The organism is Marinomonas sp. SBI8L, assembly GCF_001624705.1.
Classification (GTDB): domain Bacteria; phylum Pseudomonadota; class Gammaproteobacteria; order Pseudomonadales; family Marinomonadaceae; genus Marinomonas.
The window spans coordinates 51460-77611 of the sequence record NZ_JSEO01000009.1 but is presented as its reverse complement, the minus strand read 5'-3'; the positions used below and the strand labels follow the sequence as shown (position 1 = coordinate 77611).

The following is a 26152-nucleotide window of genomic DNA, read 5'->3' as shown; positions in this document are numbered from 1 at the left end:
AAAGCCTCACGAAGGCCATAACATAACGAGGAAATAGAGATGTCCAAGCAAGTGATTCATACCGACAAAGCGCCACAAGCGATCGGCCCTTATTCTCAAGCGGTACGTGCAGGTAATACGGTTTACCTTTCTGGCCAAATTCCACTGGTACCAGAAACAATGGAAATCATTAGTGACGACGTATCTGAGCAAACCACTCAGGTATTTAAAAACCTTCAAGCTGTTTGTGAAGCAGCCGGAGGCTCTCTACAAGATATCGTAAAACTAAACATCTTCATGCCAGACCTAGGTAACTTCAATGCAGTAAACGAAGTGATGATGCAGTTCTTTAGCATTCCTTATCCTGCTCGTGCTGCGGTTGGTGTACGTGCGCTACCGAAGAATGTAAAAGTTGAAATTGAAGGTGTGATGGTACTAGAAGACTAATTTTCTTTTCCTCAGACCGAAAAAAGCCGATGCTGAGACAGCATCGGCTTTTTTGTTTCTTATCGGCCAACCACTTGAACAAGCTGCTTGTTCAAACTGACTTACTTAAATAGTCTTTCAGTAAGGCTTGATAGCCTTGCACATAACTTGGGTAGATAAACGAATAACCTAAGCTTTGTAATGCATTAGAGCTTAGTTGTTTGCCTTTAGCCGGTATCATTTCACTCAGGTTTAACTCTGAATTTATGGCTTGCTCTACCCCCATATGAGCAGCAATCCAATTCACTAGCTCCCATTGGCTAACAGGCGCTTGGTCTGTACCAATATAAATAGGAGCAAGTGTTGTACCCGCAAGTTTTGCTTGCCCTAGAAAGAATAAGCTGGCGACACAATCATCCCTATGAATTCGGTTAGTCCACTGATTTGCAGCACTAAAACCTTGCCCTTGAGCGATTTTATCGAGTGTTCTGTTTCGACCCGGTCCATAGATACCTGAGAAGCGCACCACTGTGTGATCTAGAGACCCTTCTAACCAAATATTTTCAGCTTGATGTAACACCTTACCTGTTACTGAGCTAGGCAGGGCTTGGGTTGTTTCATCTAAACCTAAGCAGCCGTCTTGTTCGCTACCATAAACACTGGTACTTGAGATAAAAAAGATATGCGGGCCATCTTGAGTCGCAAGCTTTTGGTAAACCTCTGTCAGTCTTTGACTTGTTGCTAAATAAGCCGCTTCATAGGCGTCTTGAGTTCGCCCTTGTGGCGTCATAATAAGGTAAACAAGATCGACTTTAGGAAAAGCTGCCTCAGGCAGTTCACAAATATCCCCCACAATACCTTTAACGCCTGTTGGAAATGTATTGGTAGAGCGTCGAATTGCATGCACATCATGCCCTTGTTCCACCAATTTTGTGGCAAGGCCACTGCCTAGATCACCACAACCAGCTATGAGTATGCTTGACATAAATGAAGCGTCCTTACGCGAAATAACGAATCTTAATATTATACTTTATCAAAAATTACTTTATCATAGTTATTAACAATCGATTCTATCTTATAGGCTAACTAGTATATGACGCTTACCGAACTTAAATACATTGTAATGCTCGCCAAAGAACAACATTTTGGCCGTGCCGCGGATGCTTGTCATGTTTCACAGCCAACCTTAAGTGTGGCGGTGAAAAAGCTTGAAGAAGAGCTAGGAGCAGCTATTTTTGAGCGCTCTAAAAGCGCGGTTTATATTACACCTCTTGGCCAACAAATTGTGGATCAAGCTGAACGTGTCATGGAACAAGCCAATGTGATTAAAGAGCTGGCTTCAACAGGTCAAAATCAGCTAAAAGGCCCGATTAAGGTCGGCGCTATTTATACTATTGCCCCTTATTTATTCCCTCATATGATTCCTTTTTTACATCAGCATACTCAAGGTATGCCTTTGATTATTGAGGAAAATTTAACAGAGAATTTAAGACCTAAACTGAGAAACGGTGAACTCGATGCCATTATAGTCGCGCTTCCTTTTAGAGAGCCTGATGTGGTGACTCAACCCATCTATGAGGAAGAGTTTGTGGTATTAATGCCAAAAAATCACAGCTGGACCAAATTGAGCCATATTGAAACCTCACAACTAAGCACTGACAACCTTTTGATTTTAGGTAAAGGCCATTGCTTTAGTGATCAGGTAACAGAGGCCTGCCCTATTCTAAATGAAGCCGACTATGATACGGCGAGAACCGTGGTAAATGGCAGCTCCCTAGAGACAATACGCTATATGGTATCTTCTGGTTTAGGCGTGACTGTATTGCCGAAATCTGCCGCCACTAATATCAATTCGGACCTGCTAGAAATTCGTCCTTTTGCTCATCCAGCGCCTAAACGTACTGTGGCATTGGCATGGCGTGCAAGCTTCCCTCGTCCGCAAGCCATTGATGCGCTGAGTCAGTCTATTCGTGATGCTTATCAGCATTTCCCAGTCTAATTCAGCCTATCTTTGATAGTTTAAACTCGCTTTATAAGGAGCCCTATGGATTCGCTTGAATGTGTTGCTGTTACTGAACTTAAAGGTGTCGGTGCGGCACTGGCTGAGAAGTTACAGAAGCTGCATATCGAAACGCTGCAGGATTTAATTTTCCATCTGCCGATTCGTTATCAAGACAGAACCCGTGTGCTCCCAATTGGCCAGCTTAAATTTGGTGACGAAATCGTAGTAGAAGGTAAGGTTGCTAGTTGTGAAGTGCAAATGGGAAAACGCCGTAGCTTGGTGTGCCGTATTCGCGATGACTCTGGCTCACTATGTCTGCGCTTTTTCCATTTTAATGCAAGTCAGAAAAAGCAGTTTGAAGCCGGTAAGGCCATACGCTGCTTCGGTGAAGTAAGGCGAGGCAGTACTGGGCTGGAAATGTTCCACCCAGAATATCAGCTTGTGAGTGATGACTGGCAAGCTGAAGATGACAGACTGACACCGATTTACCCTTTGACCGAAGGCATCACGCAAAACAAGATTCGGCTCTTATGCGAACAAGCTTTAGAGCATTTATCACCTTACAATTTACAAGAGTGGTTACCAGAGCAAATTCGCCAAGATTTTCAGTTACCCGCTCTTTACGATGCTGTGCGTTACCTACATCAACCTCCGACCGATGCCAATATTGAAGAGCTAAAAGCAGGCTCACATCCAGCCCAGTATCGTTTATCGTTTGAAGAGCTATTAGCCCATCAATTAAGCTTGATTGGTAAGAAGTTTAAAGCCAAAGAAGACCTTTCTATCAGCTTAAATGAACCGGGCGAAATTATGGATAAGCTATTAAAAAACTTACCTTTTTCGCCAACAAACGCACAAAACCGAGTGGTTAGTGAGATTCTAGACGACCTTAAAAAAGGTCACCCTATGTTACGTCTGATTCAAGGCGATGTAGGATCAGGAAAAACCTTGGTTGCCGCGATGACAGCCGCCGTCTTTGTGGCTCAAGATTTACAAGTGGCTGTCATGGCACCAACAGAGATCTTAGCCGAACAGCATCTGGTAAATTTCAGCCAGTGGTTTAAACCATTAGGGATAGAAGTCGCTTGGATGGTGGGCAAGTTAAAAGGTAAGCAAAGGGAGCAAGAGCTGGCTAAAATCGCCTCTGGCGAAGCCAAAATCGTGGTCGGCACCCATGCTCTCTTTCAAGACAGTGTTGAGTTTCATAACTTATCTCTGGCCATTATTGATGAACAACACAGGTTTGGTGTGCATCAAAGGATGGCGTTAAGGGAAAAAGGCATGAATGGCCAATTACAGCCCCATCAACTCATAATGACAGCCACTCCAATTCCTCGTACTTTGGCTATGTCTGCCTATGCTGACCTTGATTGCTCGATTATCGACGAACTACCTCCTGGCCGAACACCTGTTACAACGATTGTGGTCTCAGATCAAAGGCGTGATGAGGTAATTTCTCGGGTACAAGCGGCGTGTCAGGGAGGCCAACAAGCTTATTGGGTCTGCACTCTGATTGAAGAGTCTGATGCCCTGCAATGCCAAGCCGCTGAAGATACTGCCACTATGCTCAGCGAGCAGTTACAAGGTTTATCTATTGGCTTGGTTCATGGCCGTTTAAAGGCTCAAGAAAAAGCAGACATAATGAATCGCTTTAAAGCGGGAGAGCTACAGCTTTTAGTGGCAACCACTGTGATTGAAGTTGGGGTTGATGTACCAAACGCTAGCTTAATGGTGATCGAGAACCCAGAACGACTTGGTTTAGCTCAGTTACATCAGCTTCGTGGTCGTGTTGGACGAGGTTCTGCGGCGAGTCATTGCGTCTTGCTTTATAAAACACCACTGGGTCAACAAGGCAAAGCTAGGCTTTCGACGATGAGAGAAACCTCAGACGGCTTTAAAATTGCAGAGAAAGACTTGGAGTTGAGAGGGCCAGGTGAATTATTAGGCTCTAGGCAAACAGGCTTGATGGAGTTTAAGGTCGCAGACTTACAAAGGGATAAGGGTTTACTTGATCAAGTACAAGCCACAGCACAGCGCTTATACCACAACCACCCGGAAGCCATTTCGCCCCTGTTACAGAGGTGGCTGCCGAATATTGAGCATTATCTAAATGTTTAAAGCTTAGAGAATGTTAACTACTGTGGTGTTTTTCACTTCTTCCATTGCAACATAGGTACGCGACTCTCGCACATGAGGAAGCGTTAGCAAGGTTTCACCTAATAATTGGCGATATGCATCCATATCTGGCACGCGAGCCTTTAGTAAGTATTCAAAATCACCTGCTATAAGGTGGCACTCTAAGATTTCAGGAATATTAGCAATGGATGCTTTGAATTCATTAAAACCTTCTGGTGATGTGGCTTTTAGGCGAATTTCTACAAATACTAATAAACCCGCTTCTACTTTACGAGGATCGACTAAAGCGCAATAACCTGTGATATAGCCATTACGTTCTAAACGGCGCACCCTTTCTAAGCAAGGTGTCGCACTCAAGCCCACACGACTAGCTAACTCCACATTAGATAATCTGCCGTTTACTTGTAGCTCTCTTAATATTTTTCGATCTAACCTATCTAACGGTTTAGGCGAATTATCCATCTCTGTTGAATCTCCCCATTCAAACAAGGTCTTACGCTAGTTTAGCATGCGCTCAGCGAACAACAAAAATTACAAATCTTTGTATTTATTGATCTTAGCTTCAGTTTTAGAACGTCTATATTTCACTTTTAAGCAGACAAAGTAAAACAATAACATTTTCAAGTCCTGAGTGATGGCTCAAAACAGACAATTATTCTGTGCAAAAAGACATTTTTAGAAGATTCGACGAACCATTTTGGTGCTTTTTTGAAATTTTGGTCTTAACTTAACCCTTACTAGATGAAAGGTTTATTTTTGAATTTAAATTCAGTTTTTTTATCGATTAAAGGTTAGTTGATAAATAAAAACTATAAAAAAGCAGGATCTACTCAAAATGCACAGGTATTTTGTTAGTTTTCTCTTGACTCAGTACCTTAAACAGTAATTCTATAGAGGCCAGTCGAATGCATTCAGAATATTCGGCTGTAATAAAACAAAATAAAATAATAAGTTAATTTTGGCCTAAGAATTGCTGTTGAAAAATTTAACTCTCTAAAAGAATTGAGTTTGAACACAAGTAAATATCAATAATCTATGTCTAAAAATTACGACCAATCAAAACGCCTGGGAGGCAAAATAAGATGAAATCTAACGTGGGTAAGTTAATTTCTACTGCAGCTGTTGCTCTAACTGTAAGTGCTGGTGCAACTGCTGGTACGCTTGACGATGTAAAAGCAAAAGGCTTTATTCAATGTGGCGTAAGCCAAGGTGTTCCTGGTTTCTCAAATGCTGACTCTAATGGTAACTGGACTGGTATCGACGTAGATGCTTGTCGTGCAGCTGCTGCAGCCGTATTCGGTGATGCTCAAAAAGTTAAATTTACTCCTCTTTCTGCGAAAGAACGTTTCACAGCGCTTCAATCAGGTGAAATCGACGTTCTATCTCGTAACACTACTTGGACTTACACACGTGATACTTCTCTAGGTCTAGATTTTACAACTGTTAACTTCTACGACGGTCAAGGTTTCATGGTACGTAAAGATCTAGGTGTTAATTCTGCACTTGAACTTGACGGTGCAACAGTTTGTACAGAACAAGGTACAACAACAGAATTAAACATGGCTGACTTCTTCCGTAAGAACCAACTAGAATACGTTCCAGTTGTTGTACAGAAAGCAGACGAAGCTCTAGCTGCATATGCTTCAGGTCGTTGTGATGTATTCACAACAGATAAATCAGGTCTTGCTGCTCACCGTTCTAAGCTAGCTGATTCAAATGCACACGTTATTTTAGATGAAACAATTTCTAAAGAGCCACTTGGTCCTGTTGTTCGTCATGGCGACAACCAATGGAAAGATATTGTAACTTGGGCAATGTTTGTACAGGTTAATGCTGAAGAAATGGGTATTAGCTCTAAAAACGTAGCTAAGATCAAAGCAGAAACGAAAGATCCAGGTATCAAGCGTCTTCTAGGTGCTGAAGGTAACATGGGTGCTCAACTAAACCTTTCTGCTGACTGGGCTTACAATGTAATTGCTCAAGTAGGTAACTACGGTGAAGTTTTCGAGCGTAACGTTGGTCCATCTACTCCAGTAGGTCTTCCACGCGGAATTAACAAACTATGGACCGAAGGTGGTGTAATGTACGCGCCACCAGTACGTTAATACCTACAAGCTACCTGCTTCGGGTATCTATTCAGCGGCTCTGCTTTGAGCTGCTGAATCTTTCCCCCCTTTCTTTACACATCTGACGAGCATTTCGATTGCCTGAACCAAGATGAGCGATAATACTACTTCAAGTAATAAAAGCCTTTTGAATGATGCTGGCACCCGCGCCATTATCTTTCAAGTTGTGCTTCTAGCTGTGGTTGTTTTCGTAAGCTATTACCTATTTAGTAACTTACAAGCCAACTTAGCAAATCAAGGTATTTCCACTGGTTTTGAATTTTTAAACCAACCTGCTGGATTTCCCATTCTTATCCACCTTATTGAGTACACTGAAGCCGATTCCTATGGACGCGCCTTTATTGTTGCTCTGATTAATACCGTCGTTATTTCCTTAATGGGTATTATATTAGCCACTATTATTGGTGTTGTGATGGGCTTAGCTCGTCTTTCTAATAACTGGTTAGTAGCGCGCTTAGCAACGGTATATGTTGAAACGCTGCGTAATATTCCATTATTGCTGCAAATGTTTTTCTGGTATTTTGCGGTTCTAGCAACCTTGCCTATACCCAAAAACAGTATAATCTTCGGTGACTTCTTCCTAAACAAACGTGGTATCTACTCTCCAAACCCTATCTTTCAAGATGGTTTTGGTATTGTTATCGCAGGCTTTGTTATATCGATTATTGCATCTATTGCACTAATTATTTGGGCGAAAAGGCGTCAAACTATTACAGGTCTTTGGTTTCCAGCTTATTGGTCCTCTCTAGGCCTAATCATAGTCATTACCCTACTCGCTTTGGTTGTATCTGGCTTCCCTATTGAATTCGATCTTCCTCAAAAAAGTCGTTTTAACGTTAAAGGTGGTATGGTTCTACCCCCAGAATTTGTTGCAGTACTTGTTGCACTTTCTACCTATACAGGTGCCTTTATTGCTGAAATAGTGCGTGCAGGTATTTTGTCTGTAAACTGGGGACAAACTGAAGCAGCTCGTTCTTTAGGTCTTAAAGACAGTTTGACACAACGTTTAATTGTTTTGCCTCAAGCGCTACGCGTTATCATTCCTCCACTTACTAGCCAATTCCTTAACTTAGCGAAAAACTCATCACTTGGGGCTGCAATTGCATACCCAGAATTAGTTGCTGTGGTTATGGGTACAACGCTGAACCAAACAGGTCAAGCGATTGAAAACATTGGGCTTTGTATGCTGGTTTACGGAACATTAAGTTTGACTATTTCGATATTCATGAACTGGTATAACAAAAAAATGTCATTAATTGAGCGCTAGGGGGCGAATCATGGCGAAGATATTTCAACCATCTCCAAGCCTTCCACCACCAGTAAATTCTGTTGGTGCAGTGGCATGGGTACGTCAAAACTTATTGTCGTCCCCACTCAATATATTTTTAACTTTATTCAGCTTTTACGTTTTGTACTTGCTTATCCCACCTGTTGTAGAGTGGGGTGTTGTAAATGCAACATTTGGAGGTGAATCAAAAGCGGCCTGTACAGCAGGCGGTGCATGTTGGGCTTTCATTGGTGTTTACTTTGAACAGTTTATGTATGGCCTGTACCCAGCAGAAGAAACGTGGCGAATTAATCTAGCCTTGATTCTGCTAGTTGTCTTGATTGCAATGTTCGCAGTAAAAGCTGTAAATAAGCTGTATTTATCAATCGGGATCATTGCTGTTTATCCTGTTGTTGCTTATTTCCTATTTGCTGGCGGAGTCTTTGGACTAGAAATCGTTGAAACTTCTTTATGGGGTGGTTTATTCCTAACAACACTTTTAGGTGTTGTAGGTATTGTTGCTTCTTTCCCGTTGGGAGTACTTCTAGCATTAGGTCGTCAATCTAGCATGCCAATTGCTAAGTCTGTTTGTATCGTTTTCATTGAAACGATTCGTGCAGTACCTCTGATCACTATCTTATTTATGGCATCTGTAATGATTCCATTGTTCCTACCTGATGGTATGAACTTTAATAAGTTAATGCGTGTATTGATTGGTATCACCCTATTCTCTGCAGCTTATATGGCGGAAGTAATACGTGGTGGTTTACAAGCGATTCCAAAAGGTCAATATGAAGCAGCTGATGCTATGGGCCTAACTTACTGGCAGTCAATGATTTTGGTAATCTTGCCACAAGCATTGAAGCTAGTTATTCCTGGTATCGTAAACACCTTCATTGGCTTATTTAAAGACACCACTCTAGTTTATATTGTAGGTATGTTTGACCTATTAGGTAGGATTCAAGCAGCGACCCACGACTCGAACTGGTTAGGAACAACGATTGAAGGTTATGCTTTTGCTGGCTTTATTTACTGGGCAGCGTGCTTTGGCATGTCTCGTTACAGTATGACAATTGAGCGTAAATTAGAAACCGGACACAAGCGGAACTAGAATTTTTTTGAGGCCTTTCAAATGACAGAACACAATATGGCACTCGCTCAGCTTGAGCCGGGCGAAAAAGCAATTATCGAATTTAAAGATGTAAACAAGTGGTACGGTGATTTCCACGTACTTAAAAATATCGATTTCAGTATCAAAAAAGGCGAGCGTATCGTTGTTTGTGGACCATCAGGTTCAGGTAAATCAACTATGACTCGTTGCATCAACCGTCTTGAAGAACACCAAAGGGGTTCTATCATTGTTGACGGCATTGAGATGAACGATAACTTGAAAAACATCGAAGCTATCCGTAAAGATGTGGGTATGGTGTTCCAGCACTTTAATCTATTCCCACATTTAACGATTTTAGAAAACCTGACTTTAGCGCCTATCTGGGTTCGTAAGATGCCTAAGAAAGAAGCTGAAGAGATGGCCATGCATTATCTTGAACGTGTAAAAATTGCTAACCAGGCGAATAAATTCCCAGGTCAGCTTTCTGGTGGTCAGCAGCAACGTGTTGCGATTGCCCGCGGTCTTTGTATGAAGCCACGCATCATGCTATTTGATGAGCCAACATCTGCACTTGACCCTGAGATGATCAAGGAAGTACTAGATGTAATGATTCAGCTAGCTGATGAAGGTATGACAATGGTTTGTGTAACTCACGAGATGGGCTTTGCAAAAACTGTTGCTGACCGTGTTGTCTTCATGGATGCCGGTGAAATCGTTGAAGCGAATGAGCCACACGAATTCTTTGAAAACCCTCAGCATGACCGTACTCAATTGTTCTTAAGTCAGATTTTGAACCACTAATTGAGAAAAAAAGCAGCCATTGCACAAAAAAGCCCCATTTAGGGGCTTTTTTGTTTTTCGATATTTGGTAAATTGCTTGCTTAATAATACTTAGACTCAAATTGAAATTTATGACCAAGCAAGAATCAGATATCACACCTAGCCTTAAGGTTAAAATTGTTCACTTACAGGACTCCACAGGTAAGGTTCAAGCAATTTTCCCATTTGATTCTATGCTCGACATTGGTGCGATTACACGAGTCAGCAAACGTCGTTTAGCGACCACAAATTCTTATAATGTATCGAGTGATTTACTACTCAATACACACAAAGTCATTACCTATATCGATGAAAGCCTAAAGGACATCAAAAAGCTATCTCTGAAAAAAACAGACCTCACAAAGTTTAACGCCATTGAAGCCATAGAAATTAATAAGATTTTTTCAGGCTCAAAATGTCATTTTGGCGACTTCTCTATCCCTCAAGGCCAGCTTAAAAGAGAAGTCGAGAATCATGAACAAGATGAAAAAAGCATGTTAAATGCTTTGGGTGGCTTTCAATCCATTCGCCTTCGTCAACGTTTAGAAGAAACCCTTGAACTCCCTCCTTTACCAGCATCATCACAGCGCATCATACGTTTATGTGCTGATGAAAATGCTGGCACTGACGAGCTATGCGAAGTGATTAGCCTTGACCCTAGTTTGGCCGCTCAGGTAGTCAGTTGGGCAAGCTCTCCTTACTATGGGGCTCCTGGGGAGATTGAATCGGTTGAAGATGCCATAATTCGAGTATTAGGCTTTGATATGGTTATGAACTTGGCACTTGGTCTTTCTATGGGGAAAGCACTCGCAGTACCAGAGAACGGCCCTCGCCATTATGACAACTATTGGCTAGAAGCCGTTTCCTTCGCTTCACTGATGGAAGCTATGGTCAAAGCTATGCCGGCTAAAAAGCGCCCGAGGCTAGGGCATGCATACCTAGCAGGCTTGCTGCATAACTTTGGTTTGCTCGCTATAGGGGCTGTGTTACCGCCTCATTTTAATATCCTGTCACGCCAACTTGAGATTAACGCTCACCTTCCAACTAACTTGGTTGAAGTACAGCTACTTAAACTCAGCAGAGAGCAAATTGGTGCTTGGTTACTTCGCCACTGGGAATTACCAGCAGGCATCTGTAATGGCATTCGTTATAGTAAAAATTTGGCCTATGATGGAGAAAATGCCATCATAGCGAGAATGTTAAGTGTTTGTCATAACCTGTTGAATAAAGAAGATATTTCTCAAGCTAGTCAAGATATGATAGGTCTAGATCAGAAGCAGCTACAAAGCCTTTATCAAGATCTGCAAGATAACTCAGAGAATATTAAGTTAATGGTGTCTTTAATTAATGGCAACTAGGCCACTTAGAGCTCAATAGGAAACTCTTTTTTCTTCAACTCGGGTTAAATTTTTAGACTATTAGGACAATATCCTTATTTTGATGTCGATGATTGATCAGCCAAACAGCAACCCAAGATTAAACTTCACAGCGACCAAACAGTTTGATTATGTTTGGTCATCATTAAGCCATGCTCACAGCAAAAATATTCCTGCCTTTATCTTCCCTTGGCTAGCCGAGCAAGGATCTTTGACCGCTAAGATTCAAACTCTAGGGAAGTTAACGGTTGATGTTATTTCGGACACTTGGGGCCAAACCACCCAAAGAGAAAGAAAAAAGCTTAATTTAAAAGCCCGTGAAGCGGCTCGCATTCGTGAGGTAATACTTAATGTAGATGGTCAGGCGATTATCTATGCTCGCTCTATCATCCCTGCAAGGTCATTAAGAGGCCATTGGCGCTACTTGCCTAAGTTAGGCAACAAACCTCTTGGAGGCTTTCTTTATAAGCATAAAGGCCTTACACGAGGAGAGATAGAAGTCTCTCAACTACCAGCAAATTTGTTTTCCCATATAAACGAACCAACTTGGGCTAGACGTTCTGTTTTTTATCAATATGGCCAAGGCATACTGGTCAACGAAGTCTTTTTTCCAGCAATCAAACCCTTCTTAAATTTAAAGGAAGAATAATGAGTAAAGTCATTGCTTTAGCAGAGTTAGCTAGACTGGATAAGCCTATCGGCACCCTCTTACTCTTGTGGCCAACTTTGTGGGCTTTGTGGCTAGCGGCTGATGGCTTTCCTGACTGGCACTTACTTATTATCTTTATTGCTGGGGTATTTTCTATGCGCTCAGCTGGTTGTGTGATTAATGATTATGCCGACCGTAAAGTTGACGGTTTTGTTGAGCGAACCAAAGGTCGCCCATTGCCTTCTGGTAGAGTCAGTGAGAAAGAAGCCCTTGGTTTCTTTGCTTTACTCTGTCTCATCAGCTTTGTTCTTGTCCTTTTTACTGACCTAAAAACGATTCTTTTATCCTTTGTCGGATTAGGGCTTGCGGCATTATATCCTTTCATGAAACGGGTCACCCACTTACCTCAGTTGTTTCTCGGCTTAGCCTTTTCTTGGGCGATTCCTATGGCCTATGTGGCACAAGGCGGTGCTTTAACTGATATCGAACTTTGGATGCTATTTATGGCGAATGTGTTTTGGACAATCGCTTATGACACCTATTACGCCATGGTCGATCGCAACGATGATCTTAAGGTTGGTATCAAGTCCACTGCGATACTGTTTGCTCAATATGACCTTATTATTATTCTCTTGTTACAAGGACTCACCCTGTCATTATTAGTTTGGGTAGGCGTAATTAGAGAGTTAGGCGCTTTCTTTTTTATGAGTTTATTTGTCTGTGCGGGTCTCTTTTTTCAACAGTTTTGGCAAGCAAGAAAAAGAGAGCGATCTGCTTGTTTTAAATCATTTTTAGATAATAACCGCATAGGATTATGTGTATTTTTGGGTTTTATCGCAGGCTTTTTTGTACACTAAATTAAGTCATCTGTGACATTTTAACTAAACTGTCACAATTGATCGTTTTAATTAAACCGTTCCAGAGAAGAGGATATATCCTGTGACCGGTAAAAAAGTATTAATAATTGACGATGAATCATCAATTCGAGAAATGATTGCCATTGCTCTTGAGATGGCTGGTTATGAATACCTTGAAGCGGATAATAGCCGTACCGCCTACGAGATAATCGTGGACCATAGACCCGATTTGATCCTTGTAGATTGGATGATGCCTGGTGGCAGTGGGATAGAGCTAACACGACGTCTTAAAAAAGACGCTTTAACAGCTGAAATTCCCGTCATCATGCTTACCGCAAAAAGTGAAGAAGACAATAAGATTCAAGGATTAGAAGCAGGGGCTGACGACTACATCACCAAGCCTTTTTCACCACGAGAGTTAGTTGCTCGCCTTAAGGCGGTACTACGTCGTGCTCACCCTCAGGGTGTTGATGAACCGATTGAGGTTGATGGTCTAAAACTTGACCCTCTAAGCCAAAGAGTTTCAATTGGCTCTAAACCTTTAGAAATGGGCCCAACTGAATATCGTTTATTGAAGTTTTTAATCACTCACCAAGAAAGAGCTTACTCTAGAGCTCAGCTGTTAGATCAGGTTTGGGGCGGGAATGTTTACGTTGAAGAAAGAACTGTCGATGTACACATTCGTCGCTTACGTAAGGCGATAGGAGATAGCCATGATTACCTTATTCAAACCGTTAGAGGTACAGGTTATCGATTTTCAAGCAAACGTTTGGCTTAAAACTATATGAAGACAGTTTGGAAAAGCGCCACAGTTAAACTTTTACTTGGTTTTTTCACCTGCCTATTTATTGGCACAATGAGCGAGCAAACTTTCCCTTTACTATTTATATATGCTTTAGGACTGTTAGCTTGGCATTATTACGAACTTTATCGCTTTCATAGCTGGATTCGCCGCTCTGGACGCTCACTACCTCCGGATTCCTCTGGAATTTGGGGGGATGTTTTTGACGCAGTTAACCGACTGCAAAAGAAGCAAAGAAAGTCTAAAAAGCGCATGCAGCAAGCACTAGCAAGAATTGAAGATTCAACATCTGCATTACAAGATGGCGTTATCATGGCAGATAACACCGGCAGACTAGAATGGTGGAACACCTCTGCTGGAGATTTACTTGGCTTAGTTAAACCAACAGATAGAAGCCAGCCTCTTACTAATATTGTTCGTACCCCTGAGTTTTTCCGCTACTTTAGCCAAAAGCGATTTGGTGACCCTTTGGTAATCCAATCACCCGCTAAAGAAGGAACTTTTTTAGAGTTTCAAACCACGCTTTATTCAAAAAATGACCACCTCATTTTTGTTCGTGATGTCACGCGTCTGCACTTGCTTGAGCAAATGCGTAAAGACTTTGTTGCCAATGCCTCACACGAGCTAAAAACGCCTCTCACTGTGATCAAGGGTTATCTAGAAACACTGGATATGTTTAAGGAATCCTTGCCTGAGAGAATGCAAAAAGGCGTGGTGAATATGAGTACTCAATCTAATCGCATGGAGCTCCTGATTGAAGACTTACTTCTACTTTCACGCTTGGAGAGTAACCAAAGAGCAGATTCAGACCAATGGCATAATGTCAGTGACCTTATTCAAGTAATTTGTGATTCAGCAAAAGTCTTTTCCACAAGCGAGCACTTCTTAAGTTGGGATGCAGATGAGGAAAGTGCTATTTTCGGCAGTTACAGTGAGCTTTATAGTGCCTTCTCTAATCTCGTTGTAAATGCTTTAAAATACTCACCTGATGGCGGCGAGATAGATATTAGCTGGCAAGTAAATAAAGAAGGTGGTGTTTTCTGTGTACAGGATAATGGCTTAGGGATAGATCCTAGGTTTATTCCTCGTTTAACAGAGCGTTTCTTTAGGGTGGATAAAGGAAGAGGATCAGATACGGCTGGCACAGGTTTAGGCCTCTCTATTGTGAAGCATGTCTTGCACCATCACGATAGTAAGTTAGATATTAGTAGCCAGCTTGGTTTTGGTAGCACTTTTTCCTGCCACTTCCCTCGTACTCGGGTAAGAGAATCAAGTCCACCAGAATTGGAAACCATAGATCAAGACGCCTCTTAAATCTTGTAAGTTAGCCCAAATAGCTTGGGCTAACTGTTTCTTTATCTAGTCGTCTCTCAGCCTAACTCTTAAAGCTCAACACCTTCTACAAGCTTTCAAACAAGGCTTTGATAAAGCTTTCTTTCTCTGCATCCTGATCAATTAACCCTAATGTCACAGTTAAAAAGGATGAGGTTGGTTTTTTCTCAGTGGTTGCCACACCTTGAACATAATAATTCAGGCGGTTTACCTTACCTTTGAATTCTAAATCTAATACAGCTTGATCCAATACGCTTGGAATAACATCATCACTCTTAATCAAAAGACTGGCTTCAGTACAGCTAAACTGAATAACCATAGTTCTAAACTGCTTACCAGCAAAACGTACCATGCTAGGCACTTTAACGTCTTTGGTCGTGACTTTAGGATGCGTAATTTTAGGTTTAGTGACAGTCGCTGCTTTAGGACTTTTCCCACCTAGTAGCACATCTAAAGAACCAGAAGTATGGCTTGTCATACCTTTAGTACCAGAGCCTGTTGCCGCTTTTGTTAAGCTATCCAATACTTCTTTTTCAGCACCAGAACCCCGTGCCCCTTTGGCCATCAAAGCGGAGTCTAAATTATGCTTTTTCGCCGCTGACACTATCTTATTTACCAGTTGCTCACTGGAAAAAGGTTTACCTAGGTAATCTGTCACGCCCGTTTTAACAGCTTCAACCACATGATCTTTATCACCACGGCTGGTGATCATGACAAAAGGTACATTTTCCTTTTTATAATTATCTTGCTGGCGGCACCAATCAAGTAACTCAAGCCCTGTCATTTCAGGCATTTCCCAATCACATAAGATCATGTCAAATTTGACCTTATTCATAAGTTGTTGAGCTTTTCGTCCGTTAACGGCTTCTTCCAACTGAGCTGATGGGAAATGTTTTTTTAAGGTGCGACGAATCAAATCTCGAGTAAAAGAAGCATCATCAACAACTAGAATTTTTATAGCCATTTATTTATTTCCAAAATCTTGTGCAAGGCTATCACTCTTTGAATAACTTGCTTTAAATGAATCAAACCAAAGAATGGTAGAGGCCACCACAGCTAACGGGATGACCACAAAATTAACAAACGGGATAGGTAATAGGAGCATTACTATGAAGCCAAAAGACCAGCATAAAACAGGCTTCTGCCTTAAACCTACTCGCATTTCAGCAAAAGATACTCGGTTATTATCAAACGAGTAATCCATATATTGTATTGCCAGTACCCAAGCGCCAAACAAGAGCCATAAGAAAGGCGTAATAATGTTCACCACAGGTATCATAGACAGAATAAACAAAAGTACAAAGCGAGGCAAAAAGTAGAGTATTTTTTGTAATTCTCGCACTATGCTTTGGCTAATCAAAAGGCAAACTTGACGGAAATTTAAATCGGACTCTACTGTCTCTCCCGACAATCTAGCTTCTACCTTTTCAGCCAAGATTCCGTTGAAAGGCGCTGCGATAATGTTGACACCAATAGAAAACGCATAAAATAAACTAATAGCACTTAATAAGCTAAAACCTAGGTAAAACAGCCAGCTTAAGAATGAAAGCCAATCAGGAAGCCAACTCATTAAATAAGCGGTTAAATCACCAAAATAGCTAAAAGCGACCATATATAAGAGAGCCATCAGGCCCATATTCGCTAGTAAAGGCACCAGAATAAATAGCCTTAATCCAGGTGAAAGTAGAATAGGTAAAGCTTTAAGGTAAGCCCCTATTACTTGAAAAGGTTGCAATATCACAAATTTGTTCCATCAATTTTCTAGAAAATAGACATTATCATATTTTTATCTAACTTCCCTGTAATTATCACGCTTGCAAACCGATTTAGCTGAGCCTATTTATTCGTTTTTTAGATTAAACCTTTATTATGCGTATAGCGTAATGCGGAATTTCGATTGAGCCATTTACCCAATTAGTTAACTATCCAAGACTCAGACATTTGCTGATCTAAAAAAAGCTAAGTGTCTAAGAGACATTGCACCATTAATAATAAATAACTTAAGTTAACTAAAGGGGCCTTTTATGAACCTGAAAAAAACTCTACTCGCTAGTGCGTTACTTAGCGTAGCCTTCGGCGCAGTACAAACTCAAGCTGCCGATGTTCCTGCTGGCGTTAAGCTAGCCGATGTTCAAGAACTTGTTCGTGGTGGTGGCGCAGAACCTGCAACACTTGATCCACAAAAAGTAGAAGGAACACCAGGCTCTCACCGTACTCGTGAGCTTTTTGAAGGTTTATACAACCTTGATGGCGACGGCAACCTAACGCCAGGTGTTGCTACTAGCTATACAACAAATGCAGACAACACTGTTTATACATTCAACCTACGTAAAGATGCTAAATGGTCTAATGGTGAGCCAGTTACTGCTCATGACTTCGTATTTGGCTTCCAGCGTGCTGTTGACCCAGTGACTGCCTCTGCTTACGCTTGGTATGTTGAAATTCCATCTATTGTTAATGCATCTAAAATTATTAATAGTAAAGCTGATGTGAAAAGCCTAGGTGTTAAAGCTGTTAACGATTACACATTTGAAGTAACACTAGAGCGTCCAGTTCCATACTTCGTAAAAATGACATCACACCAAACTCTTTTCCCTGCACCTCGTAAAACCATCGAGAAATACGGTGATGAGTGGGTAAAACCAGGCAATATGGTTAGTAACGGTGCTTACAAGCTAGATTCTTGGATCGTGAACGAAAAAATGGAAATGGTTCGTAACGATCAATACTGGAATAATGACAAAACCGTTATCAACAAGGTTACATTCCTACCTTTAGAAAATGACAGTGCTGACCTTAAGCGTTATGAAGCGGGTGAAGTTGATATTACTTGGAACCTACCAAGCGACCACTTCAAGCGTTTGAAAAAAGAATCTCCAAATGAAGTAATCATCACACCTCAATTGGGTACTTACTACTACCAGTTCAACACTCAGGTTGAACCTTATAACAACCCAGCAGTACGTAAAGCGCTTTCTTTCGCGATCAACCGTGACGTAATCACTAAATACGTAACAGGTGTTGGTGAGCAACCTGCTTACTCTTTCACACCTTCTATCGTAAACGGTTTTGATCCAGAAACACCTGCTTATGCAACCATGACTCAAAAAGAACGTGAAGCTGAAGCGAAAAAGCTACTTCAATCAGCAGGTTATGACAAAAATAACCCTCTGACTTTTAACCTTCTTTACAACACAAACGATGGCCACAAACGTATTGCGATTGCCATTGCCTCTATGTGGAAAAAGACTTTGGGTGTAGAAGTAACACTTGAAAACCAAGAATGGAAAACTTACCTAGAAACGAAAAAAGCAGGTGACTTCCAAGTTGCTCGTGCCGGTTGGATCGGTGATTACAATGAAGCATCTACTATGCTTGATTTGTTAACTTCGACTCATGGTAACAACGATGGTAAATACTCAAATACTGAGTATGACCGTTTGTTGAACGAAGCTAAAACAATGCAAAACCCAGCGAGTAACTATAACAAGGCTGAAGAAATTGCGATCAACCAAGATATGGCTGTCGCACCTATCTACACCTATGTTACTAAGCGTATGAAGAAACCTTACGTTGGCGGTTATCAGCCAAACCCAGAAGACAACATCTATACACGTGACATGTACATCATTGCTCACTAAGCGTTTGATGTCTTAACGCGTTAGTAGCAGGCTCACATGATGTGAGTCTGCTACCTCTCTTACTTCTTCTAACTTCTAGTTTTCCTAGTATTAGTCAATGGAACCTTGGCCCATGAGGCTAATCAGGTATTATTATGCTGACATTTATTTTTAAACGTATTTTTGAAGCTATCCCAACTTTATTAATACTTATCACAGTTTCTTTTTTCCTGATGCATTCGGCACCAGGTAGCCCATTTTCAAGCGAACGCTCTTTACCGCCTGAGGTTTTAGCTAACATTAACGCTAAATACCATCTTGATGAGCCTGTTATCAACCAGTTCTTCTACTATCTTGGCGGTATACTTCAAGGTGACTTAGGTCCATCTTTTCGCTACAAAGATTTTACTATCAATGAATTAGTTGCACAGAGCTTACCTGTATCCGCTGAAATCGGTATCTGGTCTTTTATTATTGCCGTGGTTATCGGTGTTTCCTGTGGTATTTATGCAGCTTTAAGACAAAACTCATTAGTTGATTACTTTGTTATGGCTTTTGCCAATATTGGTATCGTACTACCTAACTTTGTATTAGCTCCTCTTTGTATCTTATTTTTCTCCATCTACCTCAAATGGTTACCTGCAGGTGGTTGGAATGATGGCGCTTGGCCTTACCTAGTTATGCCAGTCATCGCTATGTCGACCAGCTATATTGCACAAATTGCCCGTATCACCCGTGGCAGCATGATAGAAACCATGCACTCAAACTTTATTCGTACCGCTAGAGCGAAAGGCCTACCTGCTTATCGCATTATTTTGCAGCATGCACTACGCCCTACCATGTTACCTGTTATCTCTTATTTAGGGCCTGCGTTTGTCGGCATTATTACAGGTTCCGTGATTGTGGATGTGTATTTTGGTACCGGCGGTATTGGCCAGCATTTCATTAATGGTGCACTAAACCGTGACTACTCAATGGTTATGGGTGTCACTATTTTAGTTGGCTCGCTTACTATTTTATTTAATGCCGTTGTCGATATTTTGTACGCGGTTATTGATCCAAAAATTCGTTATTAAGGCACTCAATCATGATGTTAACTAAAGATAAAATCGAGGCCGTAGAAGATTTCGCTCAACAAGTGACTGAAATTGAAGGCCGTAGTTTATGGCAAGATGCTAGACGCCGCTTTCTGTCAAACCACGCAGCGGTAATCAGTTTAATTATTCTTGGAGTCATTGCGCTACTCGCACTAGTAGGCCCTTTTCTAAGTGTGTGGAGTTATGAGGATATCGACTGGGAAGCCCTGTCTGATATTGAAACGCTAGGTCGTCCTAGCTTTGAAACAGGCCACTATTTTGGTACTGACGTTTTAGGCCGAGATATTTTTGTACGTACTATGCAAGGGGGTCAAATCTCCTTATTAGTGGGTATTCTGGGTAGTTTTGTCGCTATCGTTATCGGTACGCTTTATGGTGCTACATCGGGTTACCTAGGTGGTCGTATCGATAGTGTGATGATGCGTGCGCTAGAGATACTTAACTCTTTTCCATTCATGTTCTTCGTTATCATCTTGATGACGATTTTTGGACGTCACATCTTTTTGATCTTTGTCGCTATCGGTGCCATTTCTTGGTTGGACATGGCGCGTATTGTACGTGGACAAACATTAAGTTTGAAAAACAAAGAGTATATTGAAGCCGCTCACGCTTGCGGTGTGTCTTCTTTCAAGATCATTACCCGTCATATTATTCCTAACTTACTGGGTATCGTTGTGGTGTATGCCACTCTACTCGTACCAGGCATGATTCTTCTAGAGTCTTTCATCAGCTTCTTAGGACTTGGAGTTCAAGAGCCAATGACAAGTTGGGGTGCACTTATTTCTGAAGGTGCAGGCACAATGGAAATTGCGATTTGGCAACTTGCTTGGCCGCTAACCTTCCTGATTCTTACCCTGTTTTGTTTTAACTTCCTAGGCGACGGTTTGCGCGACGCACTAGACCCTAAAGATCGCTAAGGAGAGTTATATGAACTTATTAGATGTCCAAGACTTACGCGTTAACTTTAAAACGCCAGACGGTTCTGTCACTGCAGTTAACAATCTAAATTTCAGCTTAGCTGAAGGTGAAACCTTAGGTATTGTTGGCGAATCTGGTTCTGGCAAAAGCCAAACGGCCTTTGCCTTGATGGGCTTACTTGCAGGCAACGGCTTGGTTGAAGGTAATGCCTTATTTGAAGGTCAAAACATTTTAGGCTTGCCTGAAAGTGCGATGAACCACATACGTTCAGAGAAAATCGCGATGATTTTCCAAGACCCTATGACCTCATTAAACCCTTATATGAAGGTCGGTAAGCAGTTGATGGAAGTCTTGATCCTACATAAGGGTATGACCAAAAAAGATGCTTTCGAAGAATCTGTACGCATGCTTGACGCAGTGAAAATGCCAGAAGCGCGTAAACGTATGAATATGTACCCACACGAATTCTCTGGTGGTATGCGTCAGCGTGTCATGATAGCGATGGCACTATTGTGTCGCCCTAAACTTTTAATTGCAGACGAGCCAACCACAGCGCTTGATGTGACAGTACAAGCTCAGATTCTAACGCTACTAAACGAGCTTAAGTCTGATTTTAATACTTCTATCATTATGATCACCCATGACTTGGGTGTGGTTGCGGGTTTATGTGACAAAGTATTGGTTATGTACGCTGGTCGTACTATGGAGTATGGCGCCACAGATAATGTCTTCTATCACCCATCTCATCCTTATACTCAGGGTTTATTAGAAGCGATTCCTCGTCTTGATACGGAAGGGGAAATCCTAGCAACCATTCCAGGTAATCCACCTAACTTATTGCAACTACCACAAGGCTGTCCTTTCCAGGAACGTTGTGTTCATGCTTCGGATAAGTGTCGCACAGAATCACCTGAGCTTATTCAATGTGAAAACAATGGTTTACGCGCTTGTCACAAATCCATTAAGGAGCTAGTAGCATGAACAACAAAGTCCTAATGGAAGTAAATGATTTAAAAGTTCACTTTAATATCAAGAATGAGAATGCTTGGCCTTGGGAGAAGGGTCGCCCACTAAAAGCGGTAGATGGTGTGAGTCTTAAAATATATGAAGGGGAAACCCTTGGTGTAGTAGGTGAATCAGGTTGCGGTAAGTCTACCCTTGCCCGTGCCCTATTACGTCTTCTGCCTATCACTCAAGGCAATGTTGTTTGGTTAGGACAAGATCTAACTCAACTCAATAAGAAAGACATGCGTGATAAGCGCCAAGAATTACAAATGATATTTCAAGATCCATTAGCCTCCTTAAACCCAAGGATGACAATTGGTGAAATCATTGCTGAACCACTTAAGACCTTCCAGCCTGACTTAAGTGATGATGCGGTAAAAGAGAAAGTTCGTGCCATCATGACTAAGGTAGGTTTATTACCAAACGTTATTAACCGCTATCCTCACGAATTCTCTGGCGGCCAATGTCAGCGTATCGGTATTGCTCGCGCGCTTATCCTTGAACCAAAGCTAGTTGTCTGTGATGAGCCAGTATCAGCATTGGACGTGTCTATCCAAGCACAAGTTGTAAACCTGCTTAAGTCTCTACAAAAAGAAATGGGACTTTCGTTAGTCTTCATTGCTCATGATTTAAGTGTGGTTAAACATATTTCAGACCGTGTTCTGGTTATGTATCTAGGCCACGCCGTTGAACTTGCAGATAAACACTCTTTATACGACTCGCCAAAACACCCATATACCAAAGCTTTATTATCCGCAGTTCCTGTGCCAGATCCAAAACTAGAAAGAGAAAAAGAGATTCAGTTGTTATCTGGCGATTTGCCATCCCCTATTAACCCACCGTCTGGTTGTGTTTTTAGAACTCGCTGCCCAAGCGCGACAGAAGCATGTGCTCAGCATATTCCTCAACTGGAAAATGTGACCGAGTCCCATGAAGCTGCGTGTGTGAGACTAAAAGACATTAACTAGACAATTTTGCAATGCCCTTTGATGCCTTCATTTATGATTAGATGAAGGCTTTTTTTATTTTAATCTTCATACAATTCATGCCATCTAATTGATATATAATATTAATTTCTAGATATTGCTAGTTTATCTCTCAACTTCAACTTAAATTATTGGTTTATTGTGTTCTTTGCGTAAAAAAAGAGTCTTTATTCCATAAACTACCGAATAGTTACTGCAATCAATCATAATTTTAGACTAGTATAATTAGTAAATTGATCATTAACCTTACGAAGGGACTCCCCATGCAAAGTTTGAAGTTTTGCTTAATATTCATTAGCTTAATTTTCTCTTCCGTATCTTACTCATTAGAACTGCCTTCAACTCGCACACTGTTGACTGTCAGTGGCCTGATTAGTAATACCAATAAAGACAGTAATGCGATTTTTGACCGTTACATGCTAGATCAACTACCTAGATCAAGTATCAGTACTCACACACCCTGGAATGAAGGGAAACATACTTATACAGGCTTTAATGCCCAAGAGTTTTTCGATTTGCTTGGAGTAGAAGGTGAAAACCTAAGTCTGATTGCACTTAATGACTATATGATAGATATTCCAGTTAAAGATTTTACTGAAGTCGGCGCCATCTTTGCGACTCATATGGACGGCGTACCTATGACTATCAGAAACAAAGGGCCTATCATGATCGTCTATCCTTTTGATGATAAGCCAAAACTTAAAAATGAATCTTATTATGGTAAGTCTATTTGGCAAGTTAACCAGATTGTCGTTAACCAATAGTTAGTAGTACAAGGATAGGAGTAGCATGTGAAGGGATTAACGAAAGACGTCAGATCAATCATGATGAAGCGTCTCACGTCTTTCTTATTGGTGATTTTTTCTTGCACTCTAATCGCTTCCGTTGTGCTCTACTTTTTAGCGAACTCCAACAGTACCAAGCATGTTAGAACAACCTATGAGAGTAGTATCTGGTCTAGCTTGCAACTCCAAGTACAAAGCTACCGCTTTGTCGATTATCTCAAACGCCTAGATAAAGATAATCCACCAGCAGCTGGTGATGTACTCTTTTATTATGACCTTTTAATGAGCCGTATCGACCTGCTAAAAGTCGGCAGCGTCGGAAATCGCATTCACTATTATGGTGATGGCCGTAGTATACGTATCCTAAACTTTATCAGTGCCGAATTAGAGCTGCTGCAGCCCAACATCGTTCAGATCGAAAATAACGATTTATCAAATCTAGATAAACTTATTAATAAACTGCATTTTCTTGAGCCACAGATAAATAAGTTTGTCAGCCTGGTTAACCAAAGCAGCCGTGCTTATTCAGTTGAGCAAAGAGAGCAAATTCTCGAAGAATTTCAGCTATTTAAGTACATAATGCTTATTTTCATTATTAATGCCATCGCCCTCTTTCTAGTGCTTATGACAAATATTAGAAGCACTCGTATTGCTGTCATGAAAGCAAAAGAAGCAGAGCACCAGATCGAGAACATTGCACAAGATAAAACACACTTTTTAGCAACCATGAGCCATGAGATTAATACCCCATTAGATAGGGTGATTAACATGAGTAAGCTATTAAGAACCAAGGGGTTGAATAACGAGCAATGTCAGATTCTAGATACCATAGAAGACTCAGGTACCTTGTTACTAAACTTAATCAAAGACTTCTCTGATTTATCTGATATTGCCTCTGATAATTTGGTGTTAGATTATGCTCCTTTCAGCTTGGCGCACGAGTTAGAAAAGAGCATAAAATTTGCGGCTATGAGATCTAATCCTAAGGCGGTGAGAGTATTAAGTTATATCGATTTAACGCTGCCAGACCAAGCTATTTACGATAATAGCCGCTTACATCAGATCATTTATAACCTGATAGATAATTCATTCAAATTCACCCCTTCTGGGCATATCAGCATAGTCGTGCGAATGTCCCAGACTAAAGCACCACAGTGGCGACCTAGTCTGTACCCTGAAATACCTGCCAGCATGATTCAGGTGGTAATCAAGGACACAGGTATCGGCATATCAGACAGTATTCTGGAGATGTTGCAAAGCCCATTGGATAGCCAGGTACCTAACTTTCCTGAAAATAAATACTGCTTAGGTCTTTACCTATGTCGTGCTCTCGCACACCTGATGCATGGAGAATTAAGCTGTCATAGCCCAGAATCAGGTGGCAGTGAATTTATTCTGGAACTGCCCATATTCCACCACCAAATCACCCCGATTCAAGAAGGTAAAGCGGCACAAGCCTTGGTTAAATCATTAACCAACAAGAATATGATTATTCTAGAAGCGAGTGATTCAGTGGCTCACTTAATGGCAATGCAAGCCAATGCGTTAGGACTTAATACGCCACTACATACTCAAATACTTAATCAAATTCCTGAACAAAAGATTCATTACATTTATATAGGAGATGACAGCATGTTAGATGACCTCTCCTATATTAATTTACAAAAATTAGTTAACACAGGAAGCCAGCTTGTGGCCGACTCTAACCTGAGTCAGAACCGAACCAAAGCCCTTGCACATGCACTGTATAAAGGGCCTCTTTTACACTTAAACATGGGGCATGCTTTAAATGAGTTAGCCCATCAAGACTTTATATCTAGTCAAGCTTACTAACCCTAAGCAAGATCAGTTTTACTCATTTGATGAGATAGAAAGATGGATGAACTTATTGATAAACATACAATTACTCTTCTTATAAGTCAGCTTGGTTTGGCCATGGTTAAAGAAGTATTTGAGGCGTTTGTTCCTAATGCAGAAGAGAACATACATTTTTTACAGAAGAACTGGCATGTAGAGCAACACAAAGACTTACGAATCAAATCCCATTCTCTTAAGTCTTCCGCCGCAAACCTAGGCTTTATGCAATTATCAAAGTTAGCAAAAAGCCTAGAAGAGCATTGTATTAATCATGATCAGCATGAGTTCAATGCTAATAAAGATAAGCTGGATGACCTCAGCTCAGCACTGAAAGCAAGCATAGATGAGCTTGCTTTAATGGGGATAGCGAGAGAAAGTTTATAACTGCCACTCAAATTGTGTTGCTTGGGTAAGAGTGCGTAACAAGGTTTCAAGGCCAGCTTGATCCTCTTCATCAAAACGATTCGCAATAGGGCTATCAATATCTAAAACCCCAATCAACTTACCCGCAACCATAATAGGCAAAACGATTTCAGATTCAGACGCACTATCACAGGCAATGTGGCCAGGGAAATCGTGGACATTCGCAATTCTCTGAATTTCTTGAGTGCTGGCTGCTGTTCCGCATACACCACGACCAAAAGGAATACGCGTACAAGCGACTTTACCTACGTAAGGTCCCAATACCAGCTCCTCACCTCGTGCAAAATAAACACCAGCCCAGTTAACCTCTTCTAAGCTTTGCATCAGAAAAGCCGCAAACTGAGAAAGATTACAAATCATGTCCTCTTCTTCCATCAATAACCCAGTTAATTGTAAGTTCAAAGATTCATAGAACTCAGGTTTAGATGAAGATTGATCTATTTCTAGTGTAAACATTGCGCTGTCCTTTCCCTTTTAGAGGTGTAAATAATTAGCCCAGCCATCATAATCAAATATCCCTATACAAAAAAGGCCCCTAATCACTTAGGAGCCTTTCCTTAATACATCACACAGGGATGC

General features: G+C 41.2%; 25 protein-coding genes. 20 read left to right on the top strand and 5 right to left on the bottom strand.

Going from position 1 to position 26152, the window contains the following annotated elements; translation table 11 throughout:
• Positions 1-39: 39 nt before the first annotated feature.
• Positions 40-426 carry a RidA family protein gene (locus tag OA91_RS14505; protein ID WP_063339008.1) on the top strand — a complete coding sequence of 129 codons (387 nt, stop codon included), beginning with the start codon at positions 40-42 and terminating at the stop codon, positions 424-426.
• 91 nt (positions 427-517) lie between these two features.
• On the opposite strand, the gene OA91_RS14500 is transcribed toward OA91_RS14505, so the two are convergent.
• On the bottom strand, positions 518-1390 hold the full coding sequence (locus tag OA91_RS14500; protein ID WP_063339007.1) for an NAD-dependent epimerase/dehydratase family protein: 873 nt from the start codon (positions 1388-1390) through the stop codon (positions 518-520).
• 108 nt (positions 1391-1498) lie between these two features.
• Here OA91_RS14500 and OA91_RS14495 point away from each other — a divergent pair, with 108 nt between their 5' ends.
• Together OA91_RS14495 and recG are read left to right on the top strand one after the other, a co-directional pair.
• Positions 1499-2404: a hydrogen peroxide-inducible genes activator gene (locus OA91_RS14495; protein ID WP_046015369.1), complete on the top strand. Its 906-nt coding sequence runs from the start codon at positions 1499-1501 to the stop codon at positions 2402-2404.
• A 45-nt stretch (positions 2405-2449) separates the two neighbouring features.
• Positions 2450-4525, top strand: a complete 2076-nt coding sequence (gene recG / locus OA91_RS14490) for an ATP-dependent DNA helicase RecG (protein ID WP_063339006.1) — start codon at positions 2450-2452, stop codon at positions 4523-4525.
• A 3-nt stretch (positions 4526-4528) separates the two neighbouring features.
• On the opposite strand, the gene lrp is transcribed toward recG, so the two are convergent.
• Entirely contained in the window at positions 4529-5005 is a 477-nt protein-coding gene (lrp, locus tag OA91_RS14485; protein WP_046015371.1) for a leucine-responsive transcriptional regulator Lrp, read from the bottom strand.
• A gap of 620 nt (positions 5006-5625) precedes the next feature.
• Between lrp and OA91_RS14480 the strand changes: the two genes are divergently transcribed.
• The 9 genes from OA91_RS14480 (at position 5626) to phoR (ending at position 14864) form a co-directional block, all read left to right on the top strand.
• The gene (locus tag OA91_RS14480; RefSeq protein WP_046015372.1) at positions 5626-6648 is read left to right on the top strand and encodes an amino acid ABC transporter substrate-binding protein; all 1023 of its coding nucleotides are present in this window, start codon (positions 5626-5628) and stop codon (positions 6646-6648) included.
• A 112-nt stretch (positions 6649-6760) separates the two neighbouring features.
• Positions 6761-7936, top strand: a complete 1176-nt coding sequence (locus tag OA91_RS14475) for an amino acid ABC transporter permease (protein ID WP_063339005.1) — start codon at positions 6761-6763, stop codon at positions 7934-7936.
• A gap of 10 nt (positions 7937-7946) precedes the next feature.
• Positions 7947-9047: an amino acid ABC transporter permease gene (locus tag OA91_RS14470; protein WP_046015374.1), complete on the top strand. Its 1101-nt coding sequence runs from the start codon at positions 7947-7949 to the stop codon at positions 9045-9047.
• Positions 9048-9068: 21 nt separating this feature from the next.
• Positions 9069-9848 carry an amino acid ABC transporter ATP-binding protein gene (locus tag OA91_RS14465; protein ID WP_046015375.1) on the top strand — a complete coding sequence of 260 codons (780 nt, stop codon included), beginning with the start codon at positions 9069-9071 and terminating at the stop codon, positions 9846-9848.
• A gap of 110 nt (positions 9849-9958) precedes the next feature.
• A complete protein-coding gene (locus OA91_RS14460; protein ID WP_063339004.1) occupies positions 9959-11224 on the top strand; it encodes an HDOD domain-containing protein in 1266 nt (421 codons plus the stop codon).
• Between the two features lie 82 nt (positions 11225-11306).
• A complete protein-coding gene (locus OA91_RS14455) occupies positions 11307-11891 on the top strand; it encodes a chorismate--pyruvate lyase family protein (protein ID WP_231870378.1) in 585 nt (194 codons plus the stop codon).
• Positions 11891-12748 (top strand): 4-hydroxybenzoate octaprenyltransferase, encoded by an 858-nt coding sequence (ubiA, locus tag OA91_RS14450; RefSeq protein ID WP_063339003.1) that lies wholly within the window; start codon positions 11891-11893, stop codon positions 12746-12748. The genes OA91_RS14455 and ubiA overlap by 1 nt, the downstream gene beginning before the upstream one ends.
• Positions 12749-12830: 82 nt before the next feature.
• On the top strand, positions 12831-13526 hold the full coding sequence (gene phoB / locus OA91_RS14445) for a phosphate regulon transcriptional regulator PhoB (RefSeq protein WP_046015378.1): 696 nt from the start codon (positions 12831-12833) through the stop codon (positions 13524-13526).
• 6 nt (positions 13527-13532) lie between these two features.
• Positions 13533-14864 carry a phosphate regulon sensor histidine kinase PhoR gene (gene phoR, locus OA91_RS14440; RefSeq protein ID WP_063339002.1) on the top strand — a complete coding sequence of 444 codons (1332 nt, stop codon included), beginning with the start codon at positions 13533-13535 and terminating at the stop codon, positions 14862-14864.
• 85 nt (positions 14865-14949) lie between these two features.
• Here phoR and OA91_RS14435 read toward each other — a convergent pair whose 3' ends face one another.
• Positions 14950-15846 carry a response regulator gene (locus OA91_RS14435; RefSeq protein ID WP_063339001.1) on the bottom strand — a complete coding sequence of 299 codons (897 nt, stop codon included), beginning with the start codon at positions 15844-15846 and terminating at the stop codon, positions 14950-14952.
• Entirely contained in the window at positions 15847-16623 is a 777-nt protein-coding gene (cysZ, locus tag OA91_RS14430; RefSeq protein ID WP_063339000.1) for a sulfate transporter CysZ, read from the bottom strand.
• 283 nt (positions 16624-16906) lie between these two features.
• Between cysZ and OA91_RS14425 the strand changes: the two genes are divergently transcribed.
• The 8 genes from OA91_RS14425 (at position 16907) to OA91_RS14390 (ending at position 25534) form a co-directional block, all read left to right on the top strand.
• The gene (locus OA91_RS14425; RefSeq protein ID WP_063338999.1) at positions 16907-18523 is read left to right on the top strand and encodes a peptide ABC transporter substrate-binding protein; all 1617 of its coding nucleotides are present in this window, start codon (positions 16907-16909) and stop codon (positions 18521-18523) included.
• A gap of 134 nt (positions 18524-18657) precedes the next feature.
• The gene (oppB, locus tag OA91_RS14420) at positions 18658-19578 is read left to right on the top strand and encodes an oligopeptide ABC transporter permease OppB (protein ID WP_063338998.1); all 921 of its coding nucleotides are present in this window, start codon (positions 18658-18660) and stop codon (positions 19576-19578) included.
• 11 nt (positions 19579-19589) lie between these two features.
• Positions 19590-20516, top strand: a complete 927-nt coding sequence (gene oppC / locus OA91_RS14415) for an oligopeptide ABC transporter permease OppC (RefSeq protein ID WP_063338997.1) — start codon at positions 19590-19592, stop codon at positions 20514-20516.
• A gap of 10 nt (positions 20517-20526) precedes the next feature.
• Complete coding sequence (gene oppD / locus OA91_RS14410) at positions 20527-21498, top strand: oligopeptide ABC transporter ATP-binding protein OppD (RefSeq protein WP_063338996.1); 972 nt, start codon at positions 20527-20529, stop codon at positions 21496-21498.
• Positions 21495-22490: a murein tripeptide/oligopeptide ABC transporter ATP binding protein OppF gene (oppF, locus tag OA91_RS14405; RefSeq protein ID WP_063338995.1), complete on the top strand. Its 996-nt coding sequence runs from the start codon at positions 21495-21497 to the stop codon at positions 22488-22490. The genes oppD and oppF overlap by 4 nt, the downstream gene beginning before the upstream one ends.
• A gap of 281 nt (positions 22491-22771) precedes the next feature.
• Complete coding sequence (locus tag OA91_RS14400; RefSeq protein WP_063338994.1) at positions 22772-23272, top strand: hypothetical protein; 501 nt, start codon at positions 22772-22774, stop codon at positions 23270-23272.
• A gap of 27 nt (positions 23273-23299) precedes the next feature.
• Positions 23300-25126 carry a sensor histidine kinase gene (locus OA91_RS14395; RefSeq protein WP_063338993.1) on the top strand — a complete coding sequence of 609 codons (1827 nt, stop codon included), beginning with the start codon at positions 23300-23302 and terminating at the stop codon, positions 25124-25126.
• A 42-nt stretch (positions 25127-25168) separates the two neighbouring features.
• Complete coding sequence (locus tag OA91_RS14390; RefSeq protein WP_063338992.1) at positions 25169-25534, top strand: Hpt domain-containing protein; 366 nt, start codon at positions 25169-25171, stop codon at positions 25532-25534.
• Here OA91_RS14390 and OA91_RS14385 read toward each other — a convergent pair.
• Positions 25529-26029: a GAF domain-containing protein gene (locus tag OA91_RS14385; RefSeq protein ID WP_063338991.1), complete on the bottom strand. Its 501-nt coding sequence runs from the start codon at positions 26027-26029 to the stop codon at positions 25529-25531. The genes OA91_RS14390 and OA91_RS14385 overlap by 6 nt on opposite strands.
• Between the last annotated feature and the right edge of the window lie 123 nt (positions 26030-26152).

Excerpts from the sequence above, each read along its gene's own strand:
- OA91_RS14505 (WP_063339008.1), top strand. The coding sequence starts at position 40 with ATGTCCAAGCAAGTGATTCATACCGACAAAGCGCCACAAGCGATCGGC.
- OA91_RS14495 (WP_046015369.1), top strand. The coding sequence starts at position 1,499 with ATGACGCTTACCGAACTTAAATACATTGTAATGCTCGCCAAAGAACAA.
- OA91_RS14455 (WP_231870378.1), top strand. The coding sequence starts at position 11,307 with ATGTCGATGATTGATCAGCCAAACAGCAACCCAAGATTAAACTTCACA.
- OA91_RS14460 (WP_063339004.1), top strand. The coding sequence starts at position 9,959 with ATGACCAAGCAAGAATCAGATATCACACCTAGCCTTAAGGTTAAAATT.
- oppD (WP_063338996.1), top strand. The coding sequence starts at position 20,527 with ATGAACTTATTAGATGTCCAAGACTTACGCGTTAACTTTAAAACGCCA.
- oppF (WP_063338995.1), top strand. The coding sequence starts at position 21,495 with ATGAACAACAAAGTCCTAATGGAAGTAAATGATTTAAAAGTTCACTTT.
- OA91_RS14465 (WP_046015375.1), top strand. The coding sequence starts at position 9,069 with ATGACAGAACACAATATGGCACTCGCTCAGCTTGAGCCGGGCGAAAAA.
- OA91_RS14385 (WP_063338991.1), bottom strand. The coding sequence starts at position 26,029 with ATGTTTACACTAGAAATAGATCAATCTTCATCTAAACCTGAGTTCTAT.
- OA91_RS14390 (WP_063338992.1), top strand. The coding sequence starts at position 25,169 with ATGGATGAACTTATTGATAAACATACAATTACTCTTCTTATAAGTCAG.
- ubiA (WP_063339003.1), top strand. The coding sequence starts at position 11,891 with ATGAGTAAAGTCATTGCTTTAGCAGAGTTAGCTAGACTGGATAAGCCT.
- oppB (WP_063338998.1), top strand. The coding sequence starts at position 18,658 with ATGCTGACATTTATTTTTAAACGTATTTTTGAAGCTATCCCAACTTTA.
- OA91_RS14470 (WP_046015374.1), top strand. The coding sequence starts at position 7,947 with ATGGCGAAGATATTTCAACCATCTCCAAGCCTTCCACCACCAGTAAAT.
- OA91_RS14475 (WP_063339005.1), top strand. The coding sequence starts at position 6,761 with ATGAGCGATAATACTACTTCAAGTAATAAAAGCCTTTTGAATGATGCT.
- OA91_RS14480 (WP_046015372.1), top strand. The coding sequence starts at position 5,626 with ATGAAATCTAACGTGGGTAAGTTAATTTCTACTGCAGCTGTTGCTCTA.
- oppC (WP_063338997.1), top strand. The coding sequence starts at position 19,590 with ATGATGTTAACTAAAGATAAAATCGAGGCCGTAGAAGATTTCGCTCAA.
- OA91_RS14425 (WP_063338999.1), top strand. The coding sequence starts at position 16,907 with ATGAACCTGAAAAAAACTCTACTCGCTAGTGCGTTACTTAGCGTAGCC.
- OA91_RS14435 (WP_063339001.1), bottom strand. The coding sequence starts at position 15,846 with ATGGCTATAAAAATTCTAGTTGTTGATGATGCTTCTTTTACTCGAGAT.
- recG (WP_063339006.1), top strand. The coding sequence starts at position 2,450 with ATGGATTCGCTTGAATGTGTTGCTGTTACTGAACTTAAAGGTGTCGGT.
- lrp (WP_046015371.1), bottom strand. The coding sequence starts at position 5,005 with ATGGATAATTCGCCTAAACCGTTAGATAGGTTAGATCGAAAAATATTA.
- phoR (WP_063339002.1), top strand. The coding sequence starts at position 13,533 with ATGAAGACAGTTTGGAAAAGCGCCACAGTTAAACTTTTACTTGGTTTT.
- OA91_RS14400 (WP_063338994.1), top strand. The coding sequence starts at position 22,772 with ATGCAAAGTTTGAAGTTTTGCTTAATATTCATTAGCTTAATTTTCTCT.
- OA91_RS14500 (WP_063339007.1), bottom strand. The coding sequence starts at position 1,390 with ATGTCAAGCATACTCATAGCTGGTTGTGGTGATCTAGGCAGTGGCCTT.